Source organism: Oribacterium sp. KHPX15 (assembly GCF_900107835.1).
Taxonomy (GTDB): Bacteria; Bacillota; Clostridia; order Lachnospirales; family Lachnospiraceae; genus Oribacterium.
Window position 1 is genome coordinate 1 of sequence record NZ_FNRG01000039.1, and the last position, 20,473, is coordinate 20,473.

Genomic DNA, 20,473 nt, shown 5'->3' on the forward strand with positions numbered 1-20,473 from the left:
GAACGTAACATTCCGGAAATCACAAGAACGATGCTCACAAGACAGTTAAGACAATTAGAGGATGATAAGCTTATCGTCAGGAAAGTATACGCTGAAGTTCCGCCAAGAGTAGAATACAGCCTTAGCGAAATGGGTGAAAAATTCAGGAAGGTATTGGACCAGATTGAGTTATTCGGATTTGAATATATTGAAGAATTAAGGAAATGCAATGCTTAATGGAGGTTGACAATGAGTGAAATAAGAGACAAGAACGGACTTACCGAAGAAGAATATTTAAAATCCTATGATTCCAATAAATGGAAGAAGCCGTCTTTAACAGCAGACATCTGCATAATCACAAAGAAAGACTCAGAAGAAAAGGTACTGCTCATTAAGAGAGGAAATCATCCCTGTCTAGGCAAATGGGCCTTCCCCGGAGGCTTCTCTGAGGAAGGTGAGCGAATAGAAGAAACAGCTGCAAGAGAGCTTTCAGAAGAAACTGGTGTTGAAATGGCACCGAAAGATCTTACGTTAATAGGAGTTTACAGCAAACCGGGAAGAGATCCTCGTGGATGGACAGTTTCTGCAGCATATCTAGCTGTTGTTGATCCTGATAAGGTAAAGCCTATTGCCGCAGATGATGCAGCGGATGCCGGATGGTTTACTGTTATACAAGAAAATGACAATTACCGATTCGTGAATGGTGAAACAGAACTTAATCTTAAAGACCTTGCCTTTGATCATGATGATATTATGATGGATGCGTTAAAGAAAGCATGACAGGAAGAAAGGGACGGATTTAGCAGTGCAAAACATGTGCCTGCTAAATCCGCCCTCTTTTTAGGAAATAAATATTTATCAAGGAAACCGTATATATGTTATCGATGGTTAAGAGATGTATTTGTATCACTCCATTACACGTATAGCATGGTACGCTTCATGAATGGCAGTGAGTATCTTTCTGGGAGCAATGGCATCTCCGACAACTGTTACATCTTCATATGATTCATCAAGTATGTCTTCCAACTGATTGTTTGCTCTAAATCCGGCAGCGTTTAATACACTGTCACAATTGATAGTTGTTTCTTTGCCATCCTTTTCGAATATAACGCTATCCTTTGTGATCTTAAGAACCTTAGCGCCTGCTTCAACCTTTACACCACGTTCTTTAACCATCTTTCTTAGATGCTGATCATTATTAAGACAGTGTGCGGCAGTATAAAGAATGTCCGGAAGCATCTCAACGATTGTAACTTCATCTGCATTAGCAGCAATATCACAAGCGGCTTCTGTACCTGCAAGTCCTCCTCCGATAACTACGACCTTTTTACCGACTCCTACTTTGTGTATAAGATAATCACTTACAAGTGCTGTGTTTTCGATACCTTCAATAGGCGGAACCACCGGAGAAGCACCAGCTGCAAGTATAACTTTATCAAACTTACCATCTTTAACATTCTCAGCGGTTGCAGTTTTATTGAGTCTGATGTCTACTCCCAATTTGTAGCATTGAATTTCAAGGTGTCTGATGAGGCGGAGAACATCTGACTTAAAGTCCGGACCACCGGCAGCCCATAGTGTTCCTCCAAGTCTTGAATCCTTCTCCCAAAGCTGTACATTCCATCCGCGTTTTCTGGCAGAAATTGCAGCTTCCATTCCTGCAGGACCACCTCCGATGACAAGTATGTCCTTTACGCTGCCATCCGGCTTAGGAAGATCAAATGTCTTTTCAGCATAGCAACGTGGATTGACTGCACAGTAATAGTGCTTTCCCGAAAAACCCGCAAGCAGGCATTCATTACAGCCAACGCAAGGAGTAATATCCTCAGTATGTCCTGTCTTTACCTTTGTTGGCCAGAATGGATCTGCAAGCATCTGATGACCAAGACCCACATAATCAACTATCTCGTCTTCTATTGTCTTCTTGGCAATTTCCGGCTTAAACTGCTTTCCATCACCAAGTACAGGAATATTAACAACTTCCTTGATTGCCTTCTGTGCATCAATTTTGTGTGCATCATCACTATACACGGTTGTTATAGCCTGGAACCATTCCTCATAGCAACCTGTGTCAACATGAAGTGCTGCGATTCCGGATTTTTCAAAAATCTTGGCCATCTCTATACCTTCCTCGATGGTACGGAATCCTTCCACACGTTGAATAGGAGTGAATTTAACTATAATAGGGAAATTCTTAGGGACATTTTTCTGTATAGCTTCAATACACTCAAGAGAAAATCTCATTCTGTTCTCAAGACTTCCTCCGTATTCGTCAGTACGGTTGTTCCACTGTACTGACTGGAACTGGTCGAGAAGATATCCGCCGTAAGCATGCAACTCAATCGCATCGGCTCCGGCATTTACTGCCAAAGAGGCGGAATAACCTACTTTCTCAACAAGATATTTTATATCTGCAACTTCAAAAGGTTTGCATATTAAATCAGGAAACCAGAATGAGCTGACACTTCCGGCACTATATGGTGCTGTAAACGGATCTGTAAACTGCTGTCTTCCAAGTCCGGGAGACAACTGTACGCAGACCTTTGCACCATAATGATGACATCTTTCTATAAGCATATTAAGACGTTCTACGTGGTGAAAATTAGAAAGTTCAGTACATGGTCTTGGCTCGTACTTTGTAGATACTACATTGGCACCGGTGATGATGAGACCTGCACCACCTTTCGCTCTTTCCTCAAAATAATTTATACCTTCAATACAATAGGATCCATCTGCTTCTCCCGTTGTCCCCATTGGAGACATAAAAATCCTGTTTTTTAGCTTCATAGACCCAAGTGTTGTTTTGTCAAATAAACTATGTGACATAAAATACCTCCTTTAACGTTAGTAAACGTATCATTGACCTGAGTAAATTATTACTTGGCTGTTATTCTTTTGTCAATGTTGATTGGTCAATATGCCCATTTTTTCCGATTTGTACAAAATATATCTATTACTTTTGTATATATCGACATTCATATTTAAGAGGTGAAATTTAAATTGATTAACTATGTACTATGAATAATAACCATGTTAACATATTGAGTAAATAATCATTTACTTTAGTAAAAGAGGCGAATATGAAAACGATAGATAAGGAATTTATCAGAACTGCCACCATAGAACTTATACGAAACAAAGGTTACGCTAATGTTACGATAAATGATATTTGCAATGCCTGCAGTATAACCAAACCCACATTCTACAAATATGCAGGTTCAAAAGATGAACTGATTTTGGACTTATATGACACAACAATTAAAGAGCTTGTTTCAGATCCATATTATTTCATCGGTAGTGATTCATCTCTCGATCAGCTCCTTTATATTTTTTCCAAACTCATTAATGATACTATCACTTTCGGAAGTGATCTTTTTAGTCATATGATCATTTCAAACCTGCAGGAAAATCGTCATAGTTTCGATATGCGAAATCCTCTCACAAAAATCGGAGTACTTATAATAAAAAAAGCTCAGGAGAAAGGCGAGATACGAAATTCCAATCCTCCTGAGATACTTTACAATGTAATAGCACATTTATTTACCGGGCATGAGGTGAAATGGTGCATCAGCAAAGGTAAAAGCAAAGATTTTGAAGATTTTTTCCTGGAATTCAATGCCATACTTGATGTTCGTGAAGATTTAAAAAACTTATATAAGAAATATTTACCTGGTGATTAAATTGACCAATGTATATTCCACAAAATAGACCTTTTTAAGTGGTAATTTGCAAAATCCAGCACGAATGTATCATACTTTTTTGGATGGCAAAGGGCTTTTGGAAGCACAGTTGGATCACTTTTATAACTCGTTAATGCTACATGGGGTAGAAAGTAAAACCAAGCCTAAAAGCTGGCTGGATGCTTTTTTATGCTGAAAAAACGGCTGCAGAATACTGATGCTGGAACCAGACAGGTGTTTTTTTGATGAATTGCCATGGATGGATACACCTAGGTCAGGATTTATCCGTGCATCCGAGGGGTTTTGGAATACATGGCACATTTATAAAAGTGATTACATTTGAAGATTTGTTTAAATAAAGAAATAGTTCATTGAACCTGATATTATCAACCAAGAATTTTCTCTCTGACTTAGAGATATATGTTGATAAGTCTGACTGGGTTCTATCCCACATACCCTTTTTACAAATAAATGGGCGTACCTCATTAATATCGGATAAAATCTAGTAAGTATTAGTATAGGGATATTTGTATAAGAAAAATCAATTTGATGTCCCGGTAGAATTCAAACTACTTAATGTAAAAGATCATAATACCTCCAGTCCGGTTATCATCGGTACAGACGAGTACATAGCTGCCAAGGTCAGCCGCTGCAATAATTTTGAACTCGGATATGGTTATAGCTTTGAAGCCTTCTGTCTGTTTGCAGAGTCTCTTGGCATCGGAACTGTCATTCTTGCGGCATCTATCAGTCGTAGTGCTTTCGGATGTATTTCGTGGAATCGAAGAAAAAGCCGAGCAAGAGCTAAAGAACACCTCTCTGGCAGATTGCATGCAGAAAATCTATACCCTTATTCCCATAAAATCATCAATTGTGTTTAGCACCCGCTCAGATAAATTCTTATTCCCGAACAGCCACTGTTCATGCTGTATTTCAAATCCCCTGATATCCGGATCGTGAAAATATCTCTTATATCGTTCCAGGTATTTCTTGCCCATTTTTCTTGCATATATAAAATGCGCTTTAGTGCCCTCTACATTTATATCTTCATCAAGCCATGTTAAGAGATCTGAATAATACTCGTTTCTAATGGATTCAGGTCTGAATTTAGAAAAACACTCCATGAACTTCTCGGCGCTTTTTTCATCCATTTCGAGAAATTGCATAAGCATCTTTTTAAGCAGTTTTCTTCTGTATTTTTTCTTTGCAGCCCCTGTAAGAAAAGGAACGAAAAGCATCGTCTGAAGCTTTGCCTGAACAATGCCACACTGATCGAGGTCCGGACTTCCAAAAATGGCATTGTCAATATGTATGTTCTTTCTCATCATGATTTGACCAACAAAACTCGAGCCAAGGGATGAGCCTAAGGCACCATCAACCCGGCCATTATGATGATTAAGAATATACTCTTCTATTTTTCCGGTTACTGACAACATATCAGAGAATATAGTATTGTTTTTATCAAATCCATCGTAGTTCACACATATCAGATGATATTTTTCTGATAATGCTGGTATCACTGTTTCGAAATTAGCCTGCCAGTCACAACAAGTGCCCGGTAACAGCATTAACGTCTTTCCTGACATATTTCCCATTTCTGTAAACTGCATATTTCTTCTTATTCCTTGTAATATAACATAGCTTAGTTAGTATTATCTAACTACGTAGTCTAACACTTAAACTTTGCAATGTTAACAGAAAAAAGCGGTTAAAATCCGAATGTACAGGATCTTAACCGCCTTGGTTTATTATAAAGATGATAGAGTGCATATTACATGATCATCGGTTTTCAGAGGGTTACCGACAGATTTGGGGGCTGCCGGCTTTGAGTAGTATGAAAAAAAACTTCTATAGGGTATCAGATGTTCCTCATCTGATGAATTTATAATATCACCCTATACTGAAAAGAAACTGAAACTTGAAATATTTTCTGTCCCTAAACAAAAGACAGCTCCATCTGCCCGTCAACCCATGATTTTTGCAGGACATCATGTATTTTATCTCCGTCAGAATAATTCCCGATAAGAAACGGCGACTTCGGATCATGAAGCCTGCTTTGCGAGAGTACTATTTCCGGTTCTGCGTTGGCATAACAATACTTACAGAGATTCTTACAGGTATTATAGGCTCCTATGTCACATGTAAGATAACAGGAACATTCTGCCCTTGCACCTTTTTTCTTAGGAGCATCAAGCCTCTTTCCTATTGCTTTCTCATAATCACTTATCCTCATGCATCCTCCACAGTCGGCGCCATATATTGATAGCTCATCTCCTTCAGCGCAAGGCTTTACAGTCATCCCATGAAGGGACGCAATCCTTATCATTTCTTTTCCAAGTCTTAGCCTCTGCGTTTTTTCTACTTCTCTTGCTTCAGGGAAATTCCTTCTTACTTTAGGGAAAAGATCTATGAAGCTTATGACAACGGTCTCTGTATATCCATCAAGAGCCGATGCTATCTGTTCAAACGCATGTATATGGTACTCTTCTGTATAACGGTCTGAAATAAAGATAGGGTCATAACGCCATCCCATGGAATTCTTTCCAACCATCTTCGAAAGTTCTATGAAGTCCTCTATCAGCTTATGTTTGTTTGGCACATTAGTCTCTATATCTCTCCCGTAGGGAGTTATTGTAACAAACCAGTACTGACCGTAAGGTTTAAGTAGATCCATGTATTTGAACATTGGCGAAGGATTCTTTGTACAGAACCCTATAACATCAACAACTTGAGGAGAAAGACGGTAACGGCTGACCTGTTCAGGATTATAAGGATTACGCACGCATACAAAACCTTCTTTAAGCCTCCTGGAAAACCATTCTGAATAGAATGCCGGTATGTCCGTTCTTTGTCCTGTATTTATTATCATCAGATATCACCGCCTCAAAAATTCCCGATTATCAGCTCATGGAATCAGTATACCACTGCATCATCTTCGGTGTAGCCTTCGATTGAACCAGCCTTAACTTAGATACATGCTTATCTATCCTAGGATCATACTTAGTTTTGTAGTTTTCAGCAAAATGCTCCGAGTAATGGCTTTATATGTTTATATATATCTTCATAGTCCGTATACACTTTTCTAAGTTCGTTATGAACATTCTGCTTGAAATTCTCTTTTCCATATTGTTTAGTAACGATCTTTGCTACTGTATTAATCGCTTCTTGTGCATACTCGTTTTCTGACATTGCTTTCTGGATTTGTTTATTTAATTCCGATTTGATTTCTGATTTACTAGGTGCTTTCTTTGGTTTACTATTATTGACCTGATTAGATTTCTTAGTTGTATCCGTTTTCTTTTTATAAGAAATCTCTATTCTTTGTACTCTTGAAACATTTGCATTTTCTGTTGTTTTCCAAAACTCTATGATATTGTCGTAATCCTTATCTTTGCTCACAACAATGATATTTACATTTTTTCCCTTGTTTTTTCCTATTAGGTAACCCATGTACGAAACAATATGCATATCTATCGATTGACTTTTCGCAGGAACTCTGACTGTTTTAAGTTCGGCTCCACCATGCTCGTTGATGATATTAAGATCTATCTTATTGGCATTATTAGTAAAGAAGATAATTAAGTGGTCTGTTTTATTAAGACCACTACAATTAGATAAAGCACTACAACCTACATTTTCAAAATCAACAAGAAAAAATCTATCCATAATAAACTCCGTAATACCTGCTTTTAAAGATCTCTCTTTCTACTAGATCTTTTAAATAAGAATTGCTCTGTACTCTTTTCGACAATTATTATTCTATATCAACCCAAGATTAACAAATGCTTTGTAAAGTCCGTCTTCATCAACTCCTTCCGTCACATAGTCTGCTATTGCTTTTATTTCATCACTACCGTTTCCCATAGCGACTCCGATTTTGCAATACTCAAGCATAGGGATATCTATCTTTGCATCACCAAAGGCTATTGTATCTTCCTGCTTCATCCCTAGATTATCGAGAAGTACGGATATTGCATGCGCCTTTGTGATTCCTTTTGCATAGAAATCTCCAAAGAGGGCAAGTTCCCCGGCACCACCCCAGGTGCCTACATTGAGGTCCTTAAACTCCTCTGAAGCATCAATGTAGTCCTGATATGAGTTCAAGATAAAGCTTATCTTGTCAACATCATCTCTGTATAATTCGCCATCAAATATCATGTTAGGAAATATTGAACGGACTGTTACATTCGAGGCATCTTTTCCTTTTCTTCCCATATAGAGCTTGAGAACAGGCTCACTTGCTTTCTCAAAATTCTCACTTCCCAAAAGTCCATTACTGCTTTCCAGGTAAAATTCATGCTTCCTATCCTGCAGCCAGTCTACTATATGTCTGCATTGTTCTTCTGTGATATGCTGATGAATGATGACTCTACCGGCATCTTCTACATATGCTCCGTTCCCTCCAATCATGCCGTCCAGTCCGATGTTCCATATATTTTCATATACTTCAGCCCGGCTTCTACCCGTGCACACATATACCTTGTGACCGTTAGATCTTGCTTTTCGTATCGCATCAATTGCAGACTGAGGAATGACAGTTTCATAGTTTACAAGGGTTCCATCAATATCTATAAAAAGTACTTTGGGCATAGGTTGTTCTCCATTTGACACAGATTACTCATTTGATAATATCTCTATTTCGGCAAACATTATTATACCATTTAACCTATTCTTGTAGCTCGCTATTATTTTTATCAATGCCAACAAGCAACTATGCATCGCAAAGAACTATTCTAATGTTTTTTATCCATAAAAAAGAACGGACCCATATGTAAGTCCGTTCTGTCCTCATAGAAAATATGATATTACATTATTCATTTTCTGTATCGGATATATCCTCTATGTCATCTGATCTTGAATCTGCATCGTCTTTACTGTCGCTTGAGTCCTCATTTGAAGTACTGTCGTAGTCAGTCGTATCCTCATTCTTTGAGTCAACACTAGAATCTTCCTTTGAACTATTCTCCTTATCAGGATCTTCAGATTCCTTATCATCAGAAACCTTCTCTTCTTCAACAGTATCATCTTTTTCGCTGACCTGTTCAGCATCTTGAGATGAATCTGTTGAAGATTTGGTGGTTTCCTTCTCCTCTGTCTCTGCCTTGTCCAGTGAACTCTCATCGACTTCTTCTGATCCTGTCTCAGCGTCCTTCGAATCGGTTTCGCTGATCTCGGTAGATTCAGAGTCTTCTAAAGCAATTTCATCTGATCCTGTCTCAGTTTCAACTGCTTCTTCAGCATTTTTTGATGTTCCTGCAGATCTTGTTGATACTGCATGAACCGTTACCCCCTCTTCTTCCTCTTCGAAAAAGGTCTCTTTAACGAATGAGTCTTCGTTTAAGTTAAGGGTGAGGGAGCTTCTCTCTTTTTCTTCCCATATTGCAAAAAGCTCTACTTCGGATGTTATCACAAAAGTATCACCTGCCTGGAAGCTCTCGCCTGAGCCGTCAGACTCAGAGTTCCACTCGATAAAAACATAGCCTTCACGTTCCGGAGTAGGAAGTATTACTGTGTCAGAGTTAACTTCAACTTCTACAGCAGTGTCTTCTCCTTCAAGAAGGTCTTCATCAGAAACAGCATCGGGCATATCATTCTGGATATCCAGAGGATCAAGGTATCCCTCAGCCATTTCGTCACCTGCTTCGTAAGAGGTTGATTCTGATTCGTCAGCATCTTCCATCATGGAACGCTGGATCGTCGCAATCTCTTTGACTGCATCATCACTTACGGTGAATGTTGCAGTCGTGTTTGCGAAAGCCGGACTTGCCGCAATGGTTGCTGCAAAAATAGAAGCAACCGCGGTTGTCTTGACAAAATCTAGCTTCTTCATCGTTTTCTCCTTTATTCATTTTTTATTAAATACCAGGCATGGAGCCTGACATTAACTAAGGAATCAACCTTCGTTTCCTGTCTGTGTAGACGAAGAATCAGTTGTATTTGTTGTGTCGGAGGTGCTTGTTGCCTCACAGATACCGAGTTCTGCACCTGCAGCATAAATATCCTTAACGTTTGTGGTCTGGATCATGGCTGCCGAAACATCTACACCAACACCATCCTCTGTTGAAGAACGTCCATCTGAATTGTTTACGTCAATCTCTGCGAAGTCCTGTACTCTGAAGTAGTCGAATAATGTAGGCGTCTCATGTGGATCCTTCTCCTTTGATTGAAGAGGCTCTAAGAATCCATAGTAATAAACTGTCTGACCGTCCTGCTCGTACTTTGAGAGAAGAACAGCGTCTTCGCCAAGCTTATGTCCAACCGTAGGTTCTGCAACTTCTTCAAAGCCGTTCTTTGCAAGAATCACTGCATCATGTCTTGTTACAGAAGCTTCATCTGAGCGTCTTCCGCTTACTGTAGGAATGTTGACACGCATAACCACCCATGACTCATAGTTTACGTTTGAAGTGATAGATGGGTTCTTTAATACCTTCTGCCCTGGCTCAAGATCATCTGCGGAATCGTAGATACCATCTCCGTCTGTATCAGGCTTATCATTTTCATCGATCATGCCGTCACCGTTAATATCATCAGGCTGTCCGTCACCGTCTTCATCGACTGTGCCCCAGTTGCCTTCTTCTACAGTTCCGTCTGTTCCGTCTGTTGGTCCGTCAGGGTTTGAAGGATCGAAGCCTTCTGTTCCATGGTCTGCACCAGCAACAATGTTGAATTTGTTTTCAACCGTCTTTGCAGTTCCGGAATAGAGCGCGTATGCTCCACCGATGGTTGCTACTGTCATTAGACCAGCGCAGCCAAGCATTGCCAGCTTTTTTTTCATACTTGTTTTTCCCTCTTTTCGTCATAGTTCTCCAAGTGTTTTGCTTTTGGGCACATGAGTAAGCCATGTGCCCTGTTGTGTGATATCTAATTAGTCTTTGTACGGCTTTTTTATTGCCGACATTGTAAGTATGCTAGGAGTTCTTGTCGTATTAGTATTTTTTGAAAAAGTTTTTGAAAAATTTTTTTGTGCACAAAAAAAAGAGGATACCCGACGGTATCCTCCAAGTAGTATCGATATGATTATTATCCGTTCACTAACGGAATTATTACTCATTCTGCATGTAGTTCTGCTCTTTTTTCATATATTTTCTTGTCCTGTCGTCTCATGAAAAGAATTCTGGACAGAATAAGAATCAGGCTACTGCCTACAAAAATCTGAATCGGATAAGTATACAATACGCTTTCAGATATTATCATGCTAAGCATAGTAATGGCGCCTACCGGTGGCATATACATTATAGAAAAATAAATAACGGTAAGCATTCCACATGTAGCAACTATGGCTGCAATCGTAAGAGGAAGCCCTAACCTGATAACAAAGATATATCTTGATATCACACCAATTATGGAACAAAGAGTTATCACTGACACCGTTTTGACCGGCATATTTCTTGTCTTGTTCCCCGGCCTTGAAAACTCAGTAAATGCTACAAGTAACGGAGGGGCCACGATAAATCTATATCCTGTTTTGAATGCAACACCGGCAATTACTATCACACAAAGGATTCTGATAGCAGTATCTATCATATCATCTCTTGAATTCAGCATCACAGGAACATATTCCTCATCTGTCCGAATTCCCTGAAACAGAAAAAGGTTATGGAACAATATCACAAGTGAAGTCAATATAAATGCAGCTATTGGATACACTATACTTCTGGTCTGCATCATCACCGGCAGCACTATTGCTGATACAAATGGTGCGAATGTGGTTCCCGAAAACATAAAAAGCACCTGGGCGATTGTAAATGCCAGAATAACTTCGATATACGTATCAAACGGAACGAATCTTACAATGCACACTCCCATTATCGCACAGCCAGTAATAAGAGCTAACATACGCCTTCCGTTCACCTTCCAGCTTCTCTTTTTTGCTACCATATATCCAACTGCTAATGCTGTTATTTCGGGGAATATTATCTCCTTCTCATATAAAACCTCCGCAGAAAGTGTCATCAAAGCTACTAACAAAACGGTACTTGCGTACGGTATCACTTCCTTAATCTCAATATTTTTCATTACAGTTTTCCTATAACCCTAGAAGAATATTTTTGTTCTAACAATGTGAAGAGGCTGCCGCTTATAGACAATCATCTTTAGCGGCAACCTCTAAGGCATTGAGTTTTGAGTTATCCGTTCACACGTTTCTTGAGATCAGCACCAGCTTTGAAGCGTACAGACTTAGATGGGCCAATCTGCATTACAGAACCATCTCTTGGATTTCTTGCTTCTCTTGCTGCACGTTCTGCAACATCGAATGTACCGAATCCTACAAGCTGGAACTTGTCTCCATTCTCAAGGGCATCGGCAATTGTCTCAAATGTAGCTTTAACTACGAGATCCGCATCCTTCTTTGTAATGTCTGCTCTTTTTGCTACTTCTGCTATTAATTCCTGTTTTGTCATAAGAATCACCTCCGTAAATACAACATGAGTTTATTATACTACATACGAGAGAACTTGTATGTGTTTAAGACTTCAAGAGTTCAATCTTTTCCCTTTTGCATTTTGAGAAACGTGCCCAACACCGGGTCACTGTCAGTAATCCTGAAGCTCATACAGTGTAGATGGCAAAAGCAGATCATAACCTGTTATTCCCTCATTGTCAGTAGCCCCCGTATATATCACAAGAGAATCAAATAAATCTCCATCGTACTTATATTCCGTTTTCGATGACAGAACCCCTTTGAAATATGAAGAAGAGCATATCAAACGTCCATTACTGTCATACTCATAAAGCTCGTTTGATATCACTTCATCAGTAACACTATCACGGCACTGTAGTTCAATGCGGTTTCCTGAGCTGTCATAAAGATATGCGCTATAAGACTCCTGTCGTGCCCCATCCGCTGTATAGGGATAGTCATATATTCTGTTACCGGATTCATCATATTCCGTGTAGATTATTGCTGTATCCGCGAAACCGCCTTTATTGTCGCTGACCTTGGAATACTGGACTGTCTTCTGACCTTTTTCGTTTCGGTCGTAATCAATGATGATGACGGGATTGCCGTTACTATACTCGATTATCTCTTTCACTCTTCCGGAATCAAAATACGAGAAGTCATACTGCTTGCATTCCGCTCCATTCCGGTCTGTGGTCATGACCGTCACGAGATTCCCGTTTTCATCATAGATAAGCTGTTCTTCGGACCAGTCTATAAGATATATGCCGTAATGTTCCATAATATCGCTGTCGATACGTTTATGTTCAACTGCCCCGTTTGAGGCAGTCTCATTTAAGTCATGTGAATGGCTATCTGCCACCGGATCATCATTCTGTGTTTTGGAGTTAGAATCATCCGTTTCCTGAGTTTCTGATGATATAGATACATTATTGTCTCGGGTTTTAGATGAACTCCCACATGCTGAAAGTGCTAAAGATATTAATGAGATCAACACTATAATACGTCTCATGTCTGCCTCCTTAATTTTGAAGCTATTATAAAATGTCATCACTTTGAGGTTGAAAGTTATCGAATAATTACGGTCTTTCTGAAAACCTATATTATTCTCTCTTTACTGTTCTGAAATTACTTTACTCATGATCTTACAAAGCGGTTTGAAAAGTATCAGAGTCAGAACAAAGTTGCTGACACAATGGATGATATCATACGGTATACCGGCAATCCACCATGTCACAGCCATACTCCATCCGCCTATAAACAGGTACGGGATTGAACAGAACAGCCCGAAAAACAACCCGAAAAACCCTGATAATATGCAATAGAACACGAAACCCACTTTTTTCCTATTTGCATAGAATACCATTAAGATAAGCATTGGCCATATGTACAGATACATAATAGACCAAACATTGACCCCTTTAAGAAAGCACTCAATAGCTGTAAATCCAAATGCAATAAGCAGTGTTTTTCTGCCATAAAATATTGTATATACAATAAAAAGAAGCGTTACGACTTCTACATTTGGCAAGAAATCAAGCGCAAGTTTGGAGGCTTCCAGTATAGCAAGTGAAATTCCCAAATATGCTATGTCTTTTACTGATAATGCGTTATCACTCATAACTCTCAAGCTTAAGGGCATATGTATCCCCATCATTTACAGGCTGCGAATTTGCTCCGTACTGTCCGTACTCACCATTTACATATATAGCCCAATAGGTTTTCTTACTATCATCGGCTTTCAAGCCATTCACGGAAGTAATATACATTCCATAATCGCTTGAAGTACTCTCATATATAAAATCTTCCGTGTTTTTTAATTCGTCCAGTAATCCTGACAGATATTCCGCATCGGTCCTTCCTGAATAATGATTACTTTTCTCTCCATCTGATACTTCTAGTGTATATGCTTTCTGTCCACTAGAATCCGGCTTTGGCGAAAATCTGATATATATCAGCAAAAAACAAATGATGCATATGATGAATGCTGATATTCCTTTTATATACAATAGTTTCTTATTCATGATTCCCTATTCTTTTCCACAAGCTTATTTCTGAGTTAACTCCTCTGAAAATGATGTATATCTGGCACGTTTACAAAGCCTGTTCTCACAAGCTTAAGTATATCATAGGCTTTATATTTCTTTCAAAAAAGCCAGTTCTTTATGATACACCTCATCGGTTTTTTCTTTCTATATGCTATCTGAGCTACTTTTTCTTATTTTTCACATCGACATAAAAAAGAACTGCAGAAATCCGCAGTTCCTTTCGTTCACGAAATCCCATTTAAGATATCCAGGAGCTTTTTCTGTTCCTGCCTTTTCTCTTTTTCGTTCGCCATTATTATAGTCAGTGTTGTGATTGCATAGTTCTCAACATATGCTTTTCTCTCACCGCTTTCTGTAGTATAGGTGTACTCTTTATACTTATCTATTATCTCATCAACTGTTTCTAATAATTTTGTATATTCGTCCGTACTTAGTTCATTGTCTTTCTGATATGGTTTCCAGATTTTTAGGAAAACGTCATTCATCATAGCAACAAACTTTTCCTTTGGCATCGGTTTATCTCCCATTTCATGCCTCCCTTCGCAAACACTCCGATGACTTTTGTATCATTATACAGTAATTATGGGTAAAGATAATCGATATAGGATTGGAATATTATTCCGGCATTTAGTTATAAACGAAAATTTAATATGTTTTTTCGACAATATTCGTATAAATTCCCTCAAAGCTATAGTATATTGTTTTTGTAGGTAATCGTCATGCCCTCGTTGTATGTGCCTGGGTCTTTCTTATCTGAGAGGCATTAACGATGAACCATAAGAGCACAAAGATTATCCTGTTAGTGACTGCGGCCACTATTTTGATAACAGGTCCAGCTTTTGCTGATGTGAGGTTTGAGGATTTTGATGTTCCAGTGACGCAGCAACAGAAGGATGCTGTAAGAGCAGAATATAATAAGATACCAGGCATTGTAACATATCTGTTTGAGAGTCTCGGTAACTTCATAACTTTCTTTGATGGTTACGATCCGGAATACTCCCTACTACTCGGAATATATGCAGGAATCGATGGTGAAGGGTGTCTGATTCTCACTAACACAGATTATGATGGTGCAGGCACTCTAATTCATGAAATGGCCCACTTTCTTGATGATTATGTCTTTGAGGATATCGGATCGGAGAAGGCAGAGCTTAGATATAACGGTAAAACATTCGAATATGCAAAAGGCGGCATCCGTTCCCGCTCGGAACTTGATGATTTCAAGGCTATATATCTTGAAGAATGTTCGGGAAATTATCTTGTATCAGACTATGAAGCTCAGGACCAGTGCGAATACTTTGCAGGTTCCTTTGCAGCCTATGTAAATAATCCTATAGAATTATCTCAGATTGCCCCAAAGACATTTGATTTTATAAACAATTTGGTAAATAATCTGTGATTCATAATTTCCACAAAAAGAACCGTTCCCTTGTGTATGAAACACGGGAACGGTTCTTTCGTTCATTAAAAAACGCTAATATTTTTAAACTATTTTTTTATCAATTAGTCACAGATTCACGGAAAACAAGAGCTTTAATCCTCTCCGGCTTCTCCGGTCCTTATGTAATACTGGTTGCCTTCCATGCTTTTTCCGCTTTTTGTGGTACCTCCTGAATATAGTAGACGCATATATTGATTACCGGACTCGTCCTTTGTAAAGTAACAAACAATACTGTCATTATCGACCATATATGTAAGTGTTCCAGCTCCTGGATCATAAACACCTTCTGTATTAAAACTTTCGTTAAGACTTTTTCCTTTTATAATCAAATCAAGGTGTTCATTTTCATAAACGACATCCACCGGTGGTACCTTACGATCAATAGTCTCTCCCGACAACCCTTCGGCGAGCTTATGGAGATCATCCCAACCTTCCCCGTTTTCATCACTGAGGTAGGAATATCTGCCTGCAAGCTTTTCGGGACTATTCATTACGATATGATATGATTCCTCAATGGATTTCTCCAATTCTTTTGCGAGTTCTTCAATCTCTTTTTCAATGTCATGCATTTGATTCAGGCCATCGAGATACTTCAGGTATTCATCGATATCATCCAAGTTCAATTCATTCCAGGGCTTTAACATGCCGCCATCCAGTGAAGCTGTTCCTCCGGCTACATTATCCGCACCTGAATCAGCGAGAGCCTTCGCATACATTTCATCCATGCCGGCGGCAGTCAATGTTTTCATTACATCTTCACTAGCCTTATCATCATATGGAACAGGTATTTCTGTACTGACAAGGGTAGGGGACATGTTGCCGTTTTTATCTTCCTTCCAGACGATACCCATGATCTTACCTTCATTATTGAAGTCTTTAAGGGATTCACCCAAATACATGAGTTGCTGGCCCCAGTTTTCAAAGCCTTTCCAATTACCGGCAAAAAGGCCGTAAGCACCTGAAAAGGCACCCGCAACACCGATAGCATCTTTCATATTGTATAATTCCGCCGTAAGGTTTTCATCCGTTCCCAAAAGAATGGTTGCACCGGTATCATAGACATCCGTCACTACATCCACACCCTGGGTAGATAAAAGGGCTGCCGCACCGTAGTACTTTATCGCACCGCCGACTGTCATAGGGAGCGTTGCTGCACCAAAGGCAGTTGCCGCTAATCCGAAGCCTGCTACTTTGCCGGCGGTAGTCAATGCTTTGGCAACTTTGTAACAAGTATCATGTAAATCTTCTTTAAATTCGGCCTCACCATGAAGAACACTCTCGGCTAGCTGCATCTGTCTCCATGCATCTTTAGTATCCGTTCCGAGTATATTCGCAAGATGTTGTACCCGCTCACCTGCAGGAGCTGATTTATATAAATCATTCATTTTCTCAGCCCAATCGTGCAAGAGGTAAGTGGATGTATCATATTCAGCGGCATAGGCCCGAATGCCGAAAATGCTTTCCTTTAAAAAATCATCGGAAAATGGTGGGCGAATGTCTGACATACCTTTCCCAAATAAGCGTATAGAAAAGTTAGTGGGCGTGTCCCAAGGAATAAGTTTGGATTGTCTGCCTTCTTGAAGCCACTGGAAATCAGGTAACACTTCCGCCTGTTCCAATAGAGAACCCATGTATTCCGCTTTTGAACATACAGCATCGGCTGTTTTCCATGCTTCTATGCAGTGTTCCAGTATATCGGTGAGATCTTCGTCGCTTACATCTGACTGCGATACCCTTTCAAGCTTTTCCGTCCACATCCTGGCGTTAACATAGCTTTGTAGTGCCAGGTTTCCAGCAGTCAGAACAAGTTCACGTTCCCTGGAAACTCTGGGAAGAGTGATTTCGAGGATTTCCCCGGAAACAGCTTGTTGTGAGGTTTTGTCGTCCGTAACGGCAGGTTCCGTGCCTGTATTGGTATTCCCGGAAGATTCCTTTTGGCTGTTTTTTGCGCTGGTCGTTTCCATGCTGCCGGTAGTTTCGGAAGTACTTCCGCCACCACAGCCAGAAAGTAATCCTAATATGAGTGAAGCACACAAAACAACACTCAAAATACGTCTTTTCATTGCCATTGCCTCCTTTTCTTAGAATAATCGGAAATATTTCACCTCGAATCTTAAATCACGTTTTTGTTATTGATTTCAGCATAACATACATAGGTATCTCTGTGAATAAAGCTCAATATGCAAAAAAAAGCTGAAATACTCCCATGGTATTCATCATGGGAATATTTCAGCTATCATCTCTTCTATATGTTTGTTTTAGTAACTCAAAGCTTTCTTCCGCACATTGGGCAATAATTAATAGGTACATCCTTTGAGATTATCTCTACAGCCGATGACTCGTCGAACCCTACTGATACATGGAGAGTCTTCTCCGCTGGATCAATCTGGCCGTCACAACTCAAGCTCAGAATCGTTCGCTTCTTATGTTTAATCTTTTCCTTTGCAGAAAAAATCCACTTGTCAGGTAAATCTCCTGTTTCTCCATGTAACATGCAATAATCACACTCATTGTTTCTTTCGTTCATTTAATTGTCCCTTTTTCTTTACTGAAATTCCAAGGTTATGTCTGGAGTATCTTCCTCTATATAGGATTTATAATAGTCTACCGCGCTGCGCTCTTCATCAAGAGCAAATGAACCGAACTTGCGATACACACCGTTTGAGAATGATGCAAGATATTCTGCCTTGTATAGTTCGCAAAACGGATTAAAGCATCTTACGTACATCGGCATTCTGCCCTTAATCGTTGTTCGGAGAAGGATTATGTTTTTGGAGTGATAGTCTTTTTCCGTAGGTGGCATCAAGATATTCACGGTACTAATACCGTAGTCCTCATGGTCATTGAATGTCATACGAAACTGTTCTTCGAAGTAAGGAAACTCCATTCCTGTTTTCTCATAAAGGTTTCGCATGAGAATGAAAACACCGCCTACATCCCTTAGGTCTATTAATGTCTTTATTGTCTTATCCGGATTATCCAGATACATTTTGCAAAAAAATTCCTGTTCAAAAAAGAATCTTGGGTCTGTCTTCAAAAGGTCCTTTAATTCCTGTTGTTCTTTTGAACTCATCTACATACCTCCCAAAAGATTGATTCTCGAAAAGATTATACCTAATTCCGACTTCTTTTTCGCGGTCATTCTTGTTTTTAATCTCGTTCACTGCTTCTTCTTTTTTCTTTCTTTACTTTTCGGCTTGCTTTTCTGTTAACTGTTACTTTTTGTCCAAAGAAATACAGACTTACTACATAAAGCGCTACCGGCATGAACGCATACACGTTATGGAAGAATCCGAAGAAGATCGGCAATGCCAATATCAAACCAAAGATACCGTGATACGCTTTCACCATTCCACTTACGATATCGCCACAGCCGGTATCTTCCTTTTCTCTTGTTACTTCTGTCATTCCGGCAATAAGTGTTTTGATTGAAAACACCGTCATAACCGAGCTTAAAAATAAATTCTGCATATTTCCCCCTTGTTTACTTTAATTGAAGCTGAAGATTATTCCTGGTATTATTTACAAACTCTACAAATCGATTCAAGGGCTTATTCTCGACGCTGTTTGTCTCCACCGGCTTAAATACATCTTTATCCAGAATTTCAAAATCTTCCATTACTTCTTTTCGCGGAAACGTCTGGTTTGAGTGTACTTTGGCCTTTTTTGAGTCGGACTCCGCAATGGTCTTGTCAGAAGCTAGGCAGTCGATAAATCCCTCAAATTCCCGTACCAAAGACTCGTTCATATCATTTTCCTTTGTTTTTAGCTGGTTATGCTTTCTTTTGTTAGATGCAGCGTAAATCTTCTCTATCAGTCCCTCCGGATCCTCCTTAATGTACTCTTCGTTAGAATAGAATATACCGTTGGCCTGAGGAGATGCAGGAGAAAGATAATGGATTCCCATGCAATCGAACAGATAGAGCTTCCCATCCAGTTCGTAGAACACCTTTCCGTCGTACTCGTATTTTGTATTGATAATAGTCTGAGTGGTCATTTCGTACCTCCATATTTGTTTCTAAAATCATTATGGGAGGGGATATCTCGGATAAACATGATTTTGGGGTGATAATAATGCAATTTTTTTAGCCCCAAAATTTTCTTGTGGCGGTAACCGCCATACGCATATTTGCACTTTAAAATGCAATTGCAGTTTGATTTTTATTGGATGTTGAATAAAGTCGGATTTATACTCAAAACGGGTCCTTTTATAACCACCCGTTTTTACCGCATAAGGCTTATATATCAATGGTTAAAGGGCATTTTTTGGTGACTAGATATTGCAAAATGATATTTGAGCAGTATTAAGTCATCAAAAAGCCATATGTATCATAGAGAAGAACCATTGTGTAGGCTTATCTTCTGACCAGGCTCTAGGAAAACGCCAGGCGGCATATTAGCGTTTTGAAGTGCTATAGCAGTTAGAGCAAGGTGATTGATTATTAGCGTAGGATTTTTATCAAAAATATAGCTGAATACTGTTATTCCATTTTGCCGAATGATCCTTATATGGCAAAGTTTTGTGGAGTATTAACCGGTAACTGGGTGTTATATTAACAGTGTTCGAGAAACATCTAGTCATCAAAAAAAGCCGATAGAGCCTTGCATATTAATGGTCTGTAGGTATTTTTCGGTGACTAGAAATGTGAATGTTGTTTCAGCGAAATCTAGTCATCAAAAAACGCCATTAGAGCCTTATATTTCAACGGTCTGTAGGTGTTTCTCGGTGACTAGAAATGTGAATGTTGTTTCAGCGAAATCTAGTCATCAAAAAACGTCATTAGCTCCTTATATTTCAAAGGTCTGTAGGTATTTTTCGGTGACTAGAAATATGAATGTTGTTTTAACATTATCTAGTCATCAAAAAACGCCATTAGAGCCTTATATATCAACGGTCTGTAGGTATTTTTCGGTGACTAGAAAT

Annotated in this window: 22 protein-coding genes; 4 read left to right on the plus strand and 18 right to left on the minus strand. The window is 39.2% G+C overall.

All coding sequences use genetic code 11. The annotated features are described in order from the left end of the window. A partial coding sequence (locus BLV86_RS15495; protein WP_139297945.1) for a winged helix-turn-helix transcriptional regulator occupies positions 1 to 216 on the plus strand: 216 nt, incomplete at its 5' end. A 12-nt stretch (positions 217 to 228) separates the two neighbouring features. Next, entirely contained in the window at positions 229 to 759 is a 531-nt protein-coding gene (locus BLV86_RS15500) for an NUDIX domain-containing protein (RefSeq protein ID WP_090819334.1), read from the plus strand. 126 nt (positions 760 to 885) lie between these two features. Here the strand turns inward: BLV86_RS15500 and BLV86_RS15505 are convergent, their stop codons facing one another. Then, complete coding sequence (locus BLV86_RS15505) at positions 886 to 2,805, minus strand: NAD(P)/FAD-dependent oxidoreductase (protein WP_090819339.1); 1,920 nt, start codon at positions 2,803 to 2,805, stop codon at positions 886 to 888. 254 nt (positions 2,806 to 3,059) lie between these two features. On the opposite strand from BLV86_RS15505, the gene BLV86_RS15510 reads away from it, so the two are divergent. Next, positions 3,060 to 3,659 carry a TetR/AcrR family transcriptional regulator gene (locus BLV86_RS15510; protein WP_090819342.1) on the plus strand — a complete coding sequence of 200 codons (600 nt, stop codon included), beginning with the start codon at positions 3,060 to 3,062 and terminating at the stop codon, positions 3,657 to 3,659. Positions 3,660 to 4,501: 842 nt separating this feature from the next. Here BLV86_RS15510 and BLV86_RS15515 read toward each other — a convergent pair. The 12 genes from BLV86_RS15515 to BLV86_RS15570 all read right to left on the minus strand — a co-directional run bounded on the left by BLV86_RS15515 (position 4,502) and on the right by BLV86_RS15570 (position 14,635). After that, a complete protein-coding gene (locus tag BLV86_RS15515) occupies positions 4,502 to 5,269 on the minus strand; it encodes an alpha/beta fold hydrolase (RefSeq protein ID WP_242873340.1) in 768 nt (255 codons plus the stop codon). Positions 5,270 to 5,595: 326 nt separating this feature from the next. Further along, positions 5,596 to 6,528, minus strand: coding sequence for a DUF1848 domain-containing protein (locus tag BLV86_RS15520; RefSeq protein WP_090819345.1), 933 nt, complete (start codon positions 6,526 to 6,528; stop codon positions 5,596 to 5,598). 146 nt (positions 6,529 to 6,674) lie between these two features. Beyond that, complete coding sequence (locus BLV86_RS15525) at positions 6,675 to 7,325, minus strand: PIN domain-containing protein (RefSeq protein ID WP_090819348.1); 651 nt, start codon at positions 7,323 to 7,325, stop codon at positions 6,675 to 6,677. Between the two features lie 93 nt (positions 7,326 to 7,418). Beyond that, positions 7,419 to 8,249 (minus strand): HAD family hydrolase, encoded by an 831-nt coding sequence (locus BLV86_RS15530; protein ID WP_090819351.1) that lies wholly within the window; start codon positions 8,247 to 8,249, stop codon positions 7,419 to 7,421. Positions 8,250 to 8,469: 220 nt separating this feature from the next. Next, positions 8,470 to 9,489: an InlB B-repeat-containing protein gene (locus tag BLV86_RS15535; RefSeq protein WP_090819354.1), complete on the minus strand. Its 1,020-nt coding sequence runs from the start codon at positions 9,487 to 9,489 to the stop codon at positions 8,470 to 8,472. Positions 9,490 to 9,552: 63 nt separating this feature from the next. Continuing rightward, a complete protein-coding gene (locus BLV86_RS15540; protein ID WP_090819357.1) occupies positions 9,553 to 10,434 on the minus strand; it encodes a hypothetical protein in 882 nt (293 codons plus the stop codon). Between the two features lie 272 nt (positions 10,435 to 10,706). Beyond that, the gene (locus tag BLV86_RS15545) at positions 10,707 to 11,675 is read right to left on the minus strand and encodes a hypothetical protein (protein ID WP_090819360.1); all 969 of its coding nucleotides are present in this window, start codon (positions 11,673 to 11,675) and stop codon (positions 10,707 to 10,709) included. A gap of 110 nt (positions 11,676 to 11,785) precedes the next feature. Further along, entirely contained in the window at positions 11,786 to 12,061 is a 276-nt protein-coding gene (locus BLV86_RS15550; RefSeq protein WP_031551656.1) for an HU family DNA-binding protein, read from the minus strand. A gap of 132 nt (positions 12,062 to 12,193) precedes the next feature. Next, entirely contained in the window at positions 12,194 to 13,072 is an 879-nt protein-coding gene (locus BLV86_RS15555) for a hypothetical protein (RefSeq protein WP_031551653.1), read from the minus strand. Positions 13,073 to 13,174: 102 nt separating this feature from the next. Then, positions 13,175 to 13,681, minus strand: a complete 507-nt coding sequence (locus tag BLV86_RS15560) for a hypothetical protein (RefSeq protein WP_031551650.1) — start codon at positions 13,679 to 13,681, stop codon at positions 13,175 to 13,177. Beyond that, on the minus strand, positions 13,674 to 14,084 hold the full coding sequence (locus tag BLV86_RS15565; protein WP_049962372.1) for a DUF4430 domain-containing protein: 411 nt from the start codon (positions 14,082 to 14,084) through the stop codon (positions 13,674 to 13,676). Before BLV86_RS15565 ends, BLV86_RS15560 begins: the two co-directional genes overlap by 8 nt. 248 nt (positions 14,085 to 14,332) lie before the next feature. After that, positions 14,333 to 14,635 (minus strand): hypothetical protein, encoded by a 303-nt coding sequence (locus tag BLV86_RS15570; protein WP_031551646.1) that lies wholly within the window; start codon positions 14,633 to 14,635, stop codon positions 14,333 to 14,335. Between the two features lie 242 nt (positions 14,636 to 14,877). Between BLV86_RS15570 and BLV86_RS15575 the strand changes: the two genes are divergently transcribed. Then, a complete protein-coding gene (locus BLV86_RS15575; RefSeq protein ID WP_031551635.1) occupies positions 14,878 to 15,507 on the plus strand; it encodes an anthrax toxin lethal factor-related metalloendopeptidase in 630 nt (209 codons plus the stop codon). Between the two features lie 134 nt (positions 15,508 to 15,641). Here the strand turns inward: BLV86_RS15575 and BLV86_RS15580 are convergent, their stop codons facing one another. The 5 genes from BLV86_RS15580 to BLV86_RS15600 all read right to left on the minus strand — a co-directional run bounded on the left by BLV86_RS15580 (position 15,642) and on the right by BLV86_RS15600 (position 19,546). After that, a complete protein-coding gene (locus BLV86_RS15580; RefSeq protein ID WP_031551632.1) occupies positions 15,642 to 17,612 on the minus strand; it encodes a hypothetical protein in 1,971 nt (656 codons plus the stop codon). 203 nt (positions 17,613 to 17,815) lie between these two features. Continuing rightward, positions 17,816 to 18,076, minus strand: coding sequence for a hypothetical protein (locus tag BLV86_RS15585; protein ID WP_090819363.1), 261 nt, complete (start codon positions 18,074 to 18,076; stop codon positions 17,816 to 17,818). Positions 18,077 to 18,094: 18 nt separating this feature from the next. Continuing rightward, complete coding sequence (locus BLV86_RS15590; protein ID WP_090819365.1) at positions 18,095 to 18,622, minus strand: hypothetical protein; 528 nt, start codon at positions 18,620 to 18,622, stop codon at positions 18,095 to 18,097. Positions 18,623 to 18,699: 77 nt separating this feature from the next. Continuing rightward, positions 18,700 to 19,020, minus strand: a complete 321-nt coding sequence (locus BLV86_RS15595; RefSeq protein WP_090819368.1) for a hypothetical protein — start codon at positions 19,018 to 19,020, stop codon at positions 18,700 to 18,702. 13 nt (positions 19,021 to 19,033) lie between these two features. Beyond that, a complete protein-coding gene (locus BLV86_RS15600) occupies positions 19,034 to 19,546 on the minus strand; it encodes a hypothetical protein (RefSeq protein ID WP_090819371.1) in 513 nt (170 codons plus the stop codon). Positions 19,547 to 20,473 lie beyond the last annotated feature (927 nt).

What these genes read in the sequence shown, in the direction of transcription:
- BLV86_RS15500 (WP_090819334.1), top strand. Translation starts at nt 229, where the DNA reads ATGAGTGAAATAAGAGACAAGAACGGACTTACCGAAGAAGAATATTTA.
- BLV86_RS15505 (WP_090819339.1), bottom strand. Translation starts at nt 2,805, where the DNA reads ATGTCACATAGTTTATTTGACAAAACAACACTTGGGTCTATGAAGCTA.
- BLV86_RS15510 (WP_090819342.1), top strand. Translation starts at nt 3,060, where the DNA reads ATGAAAACGATAGATAAGGAATTTATCAGAACTGCCACCATAGAACTT.
- BLV86_RS15515 (WP_242873340.1), bottom strand. Translation starts at nt 5,269, where the DNA reads ATGCAGTTTACAGAAATGGGAAATATGTCAGGAAAGACGTTAATGCTG.
- BLV86_RS15520 (WP_090819345.1), bottom strand. Translation starts at nt 6,528, where the DNA reads ATGATAATAAATACAGGACAAAGAACGGACATACCGGCATTCTATTCA.
- BLV86_RS15525 (WP_090819348.1), bottom strand. Translation starts at nt 7,325, where the DNA reads ATGGATAGATTTTTTCTTGTTGATTTTGAAAATGTAGGTTGTAGTGCT.
- BLV86_RS15530 (WP_090819351.1), bottom strand. Translation starts at nt 8,249, where the DNA reads ATGCCCAAAGTACTTTTTATAGATATTGATGGAACCCTTGTAAACTAT.
- BLV86_RS15535 (WP_090819354.1), bottom strand. Translation starts at nt 9,489, where the DNA reads ATGAAGAAGCTAGATTTTGTCAAGACAACCGCGGTTGCTTCTATTTTT.
- BLV86_RS15540 (WP_090819357.1), bottom strand. Translation starts at nt 10,434, where the DNA reads ATGAAAAAAAAGCTGGCAATGCTTGGCTGCGCTGGTCTAATGACAGTA.
- BLV86_RS15545 (WP_090819360.1), bottom strand. Translation starts at nt 11,675, where the DNA reads ATGAAAAATATTGAGATTAAGGAAGTGATACCGTACGCAAGTACCGTT.
- BLV86_RS15550 (WP_031551656.1), bottom strand. Translation starts at nt 12,061, where the DNA reads ATGACAAAACAGGAATTAATAGCAGAAGTAGCAAAAAGAGCAGACATT.
- BLV86_RS15555 (WP_031551653.1), bottom strand. Translation starts at nt 13,072, where the DNA reads ATGAGACGTATTATAGTGTTGATCTCATTAATATCTTTAGCACTTTCA.
- BLV86_RS15560 (WP_031551650.1), bottom strand. Translation starts at nt 13,681, where the DNA reads ATGAGTGATAACGCATTATCAGTAAAAGACATAGCATATTTGGGAATT.
- BLV86_RS15565 (WP_049962372.1), bottom strand. Translation starts at nt 14,084, where the DNA reads ATGAATAAGAAACTATTGTATATAAAAGGAATATCAGCATTCATCATA.
- BLV86_RS15570 (WP_031551646.1), bottom strand. Translation starts at nt 14,635, where the DNA reads ATGGGAGATAAACCGATGCCAAAGGAAAAGTTTGTTGCTATGATGAAT.
- BLV86_RS15575 (WP_031551635.1), top strand. Translation starts at nt 14,878, where the DNA reads ATGAACCATAAGAGCACAAAGATTATCCTGTTAGTGACTGCGGCCACT.
- BLV86_RS15580 (WP_031551632.1), bottom strand. Translation starts at nt 17,612, where the DNA reads ATGAAAAGACGTATTTTGAGTGTTGTTTTGTGTGCTTCACTCATATTA.
- BLV86_RS15585 (WP_090819363.1), bottom strand. Translation starts at nt 18,076, where the DNA reads ATGAACGAAAGAAACAATGAGTGTGATTATTGCATGTTACATGGAGAA.
- BLV86_RS15590 (WP_090819365.1), bottom strand. Translation starts at nt 18,622, where the DNA reads ATGAGTTCAAAAGAACAACAGGAATTAAAGGACCTTTTGAAGACAGAC.
- BLV86_RS15595 (WP_090819368.1), bottom strand. Translation starts at nt 19,020, where the DNA reads ATGCAGAATTTATTTTTAAGCTCGGTTATGACGGTGTTTTCAATCAAA.
- BLV86_RS15600 (WP_090819371.1), bottom strand. Translation starts at nt 19,546, where the DNA reads ATGACCACTCAGACTATTATCAATACAAAATACGAGTACGACGGAAAG.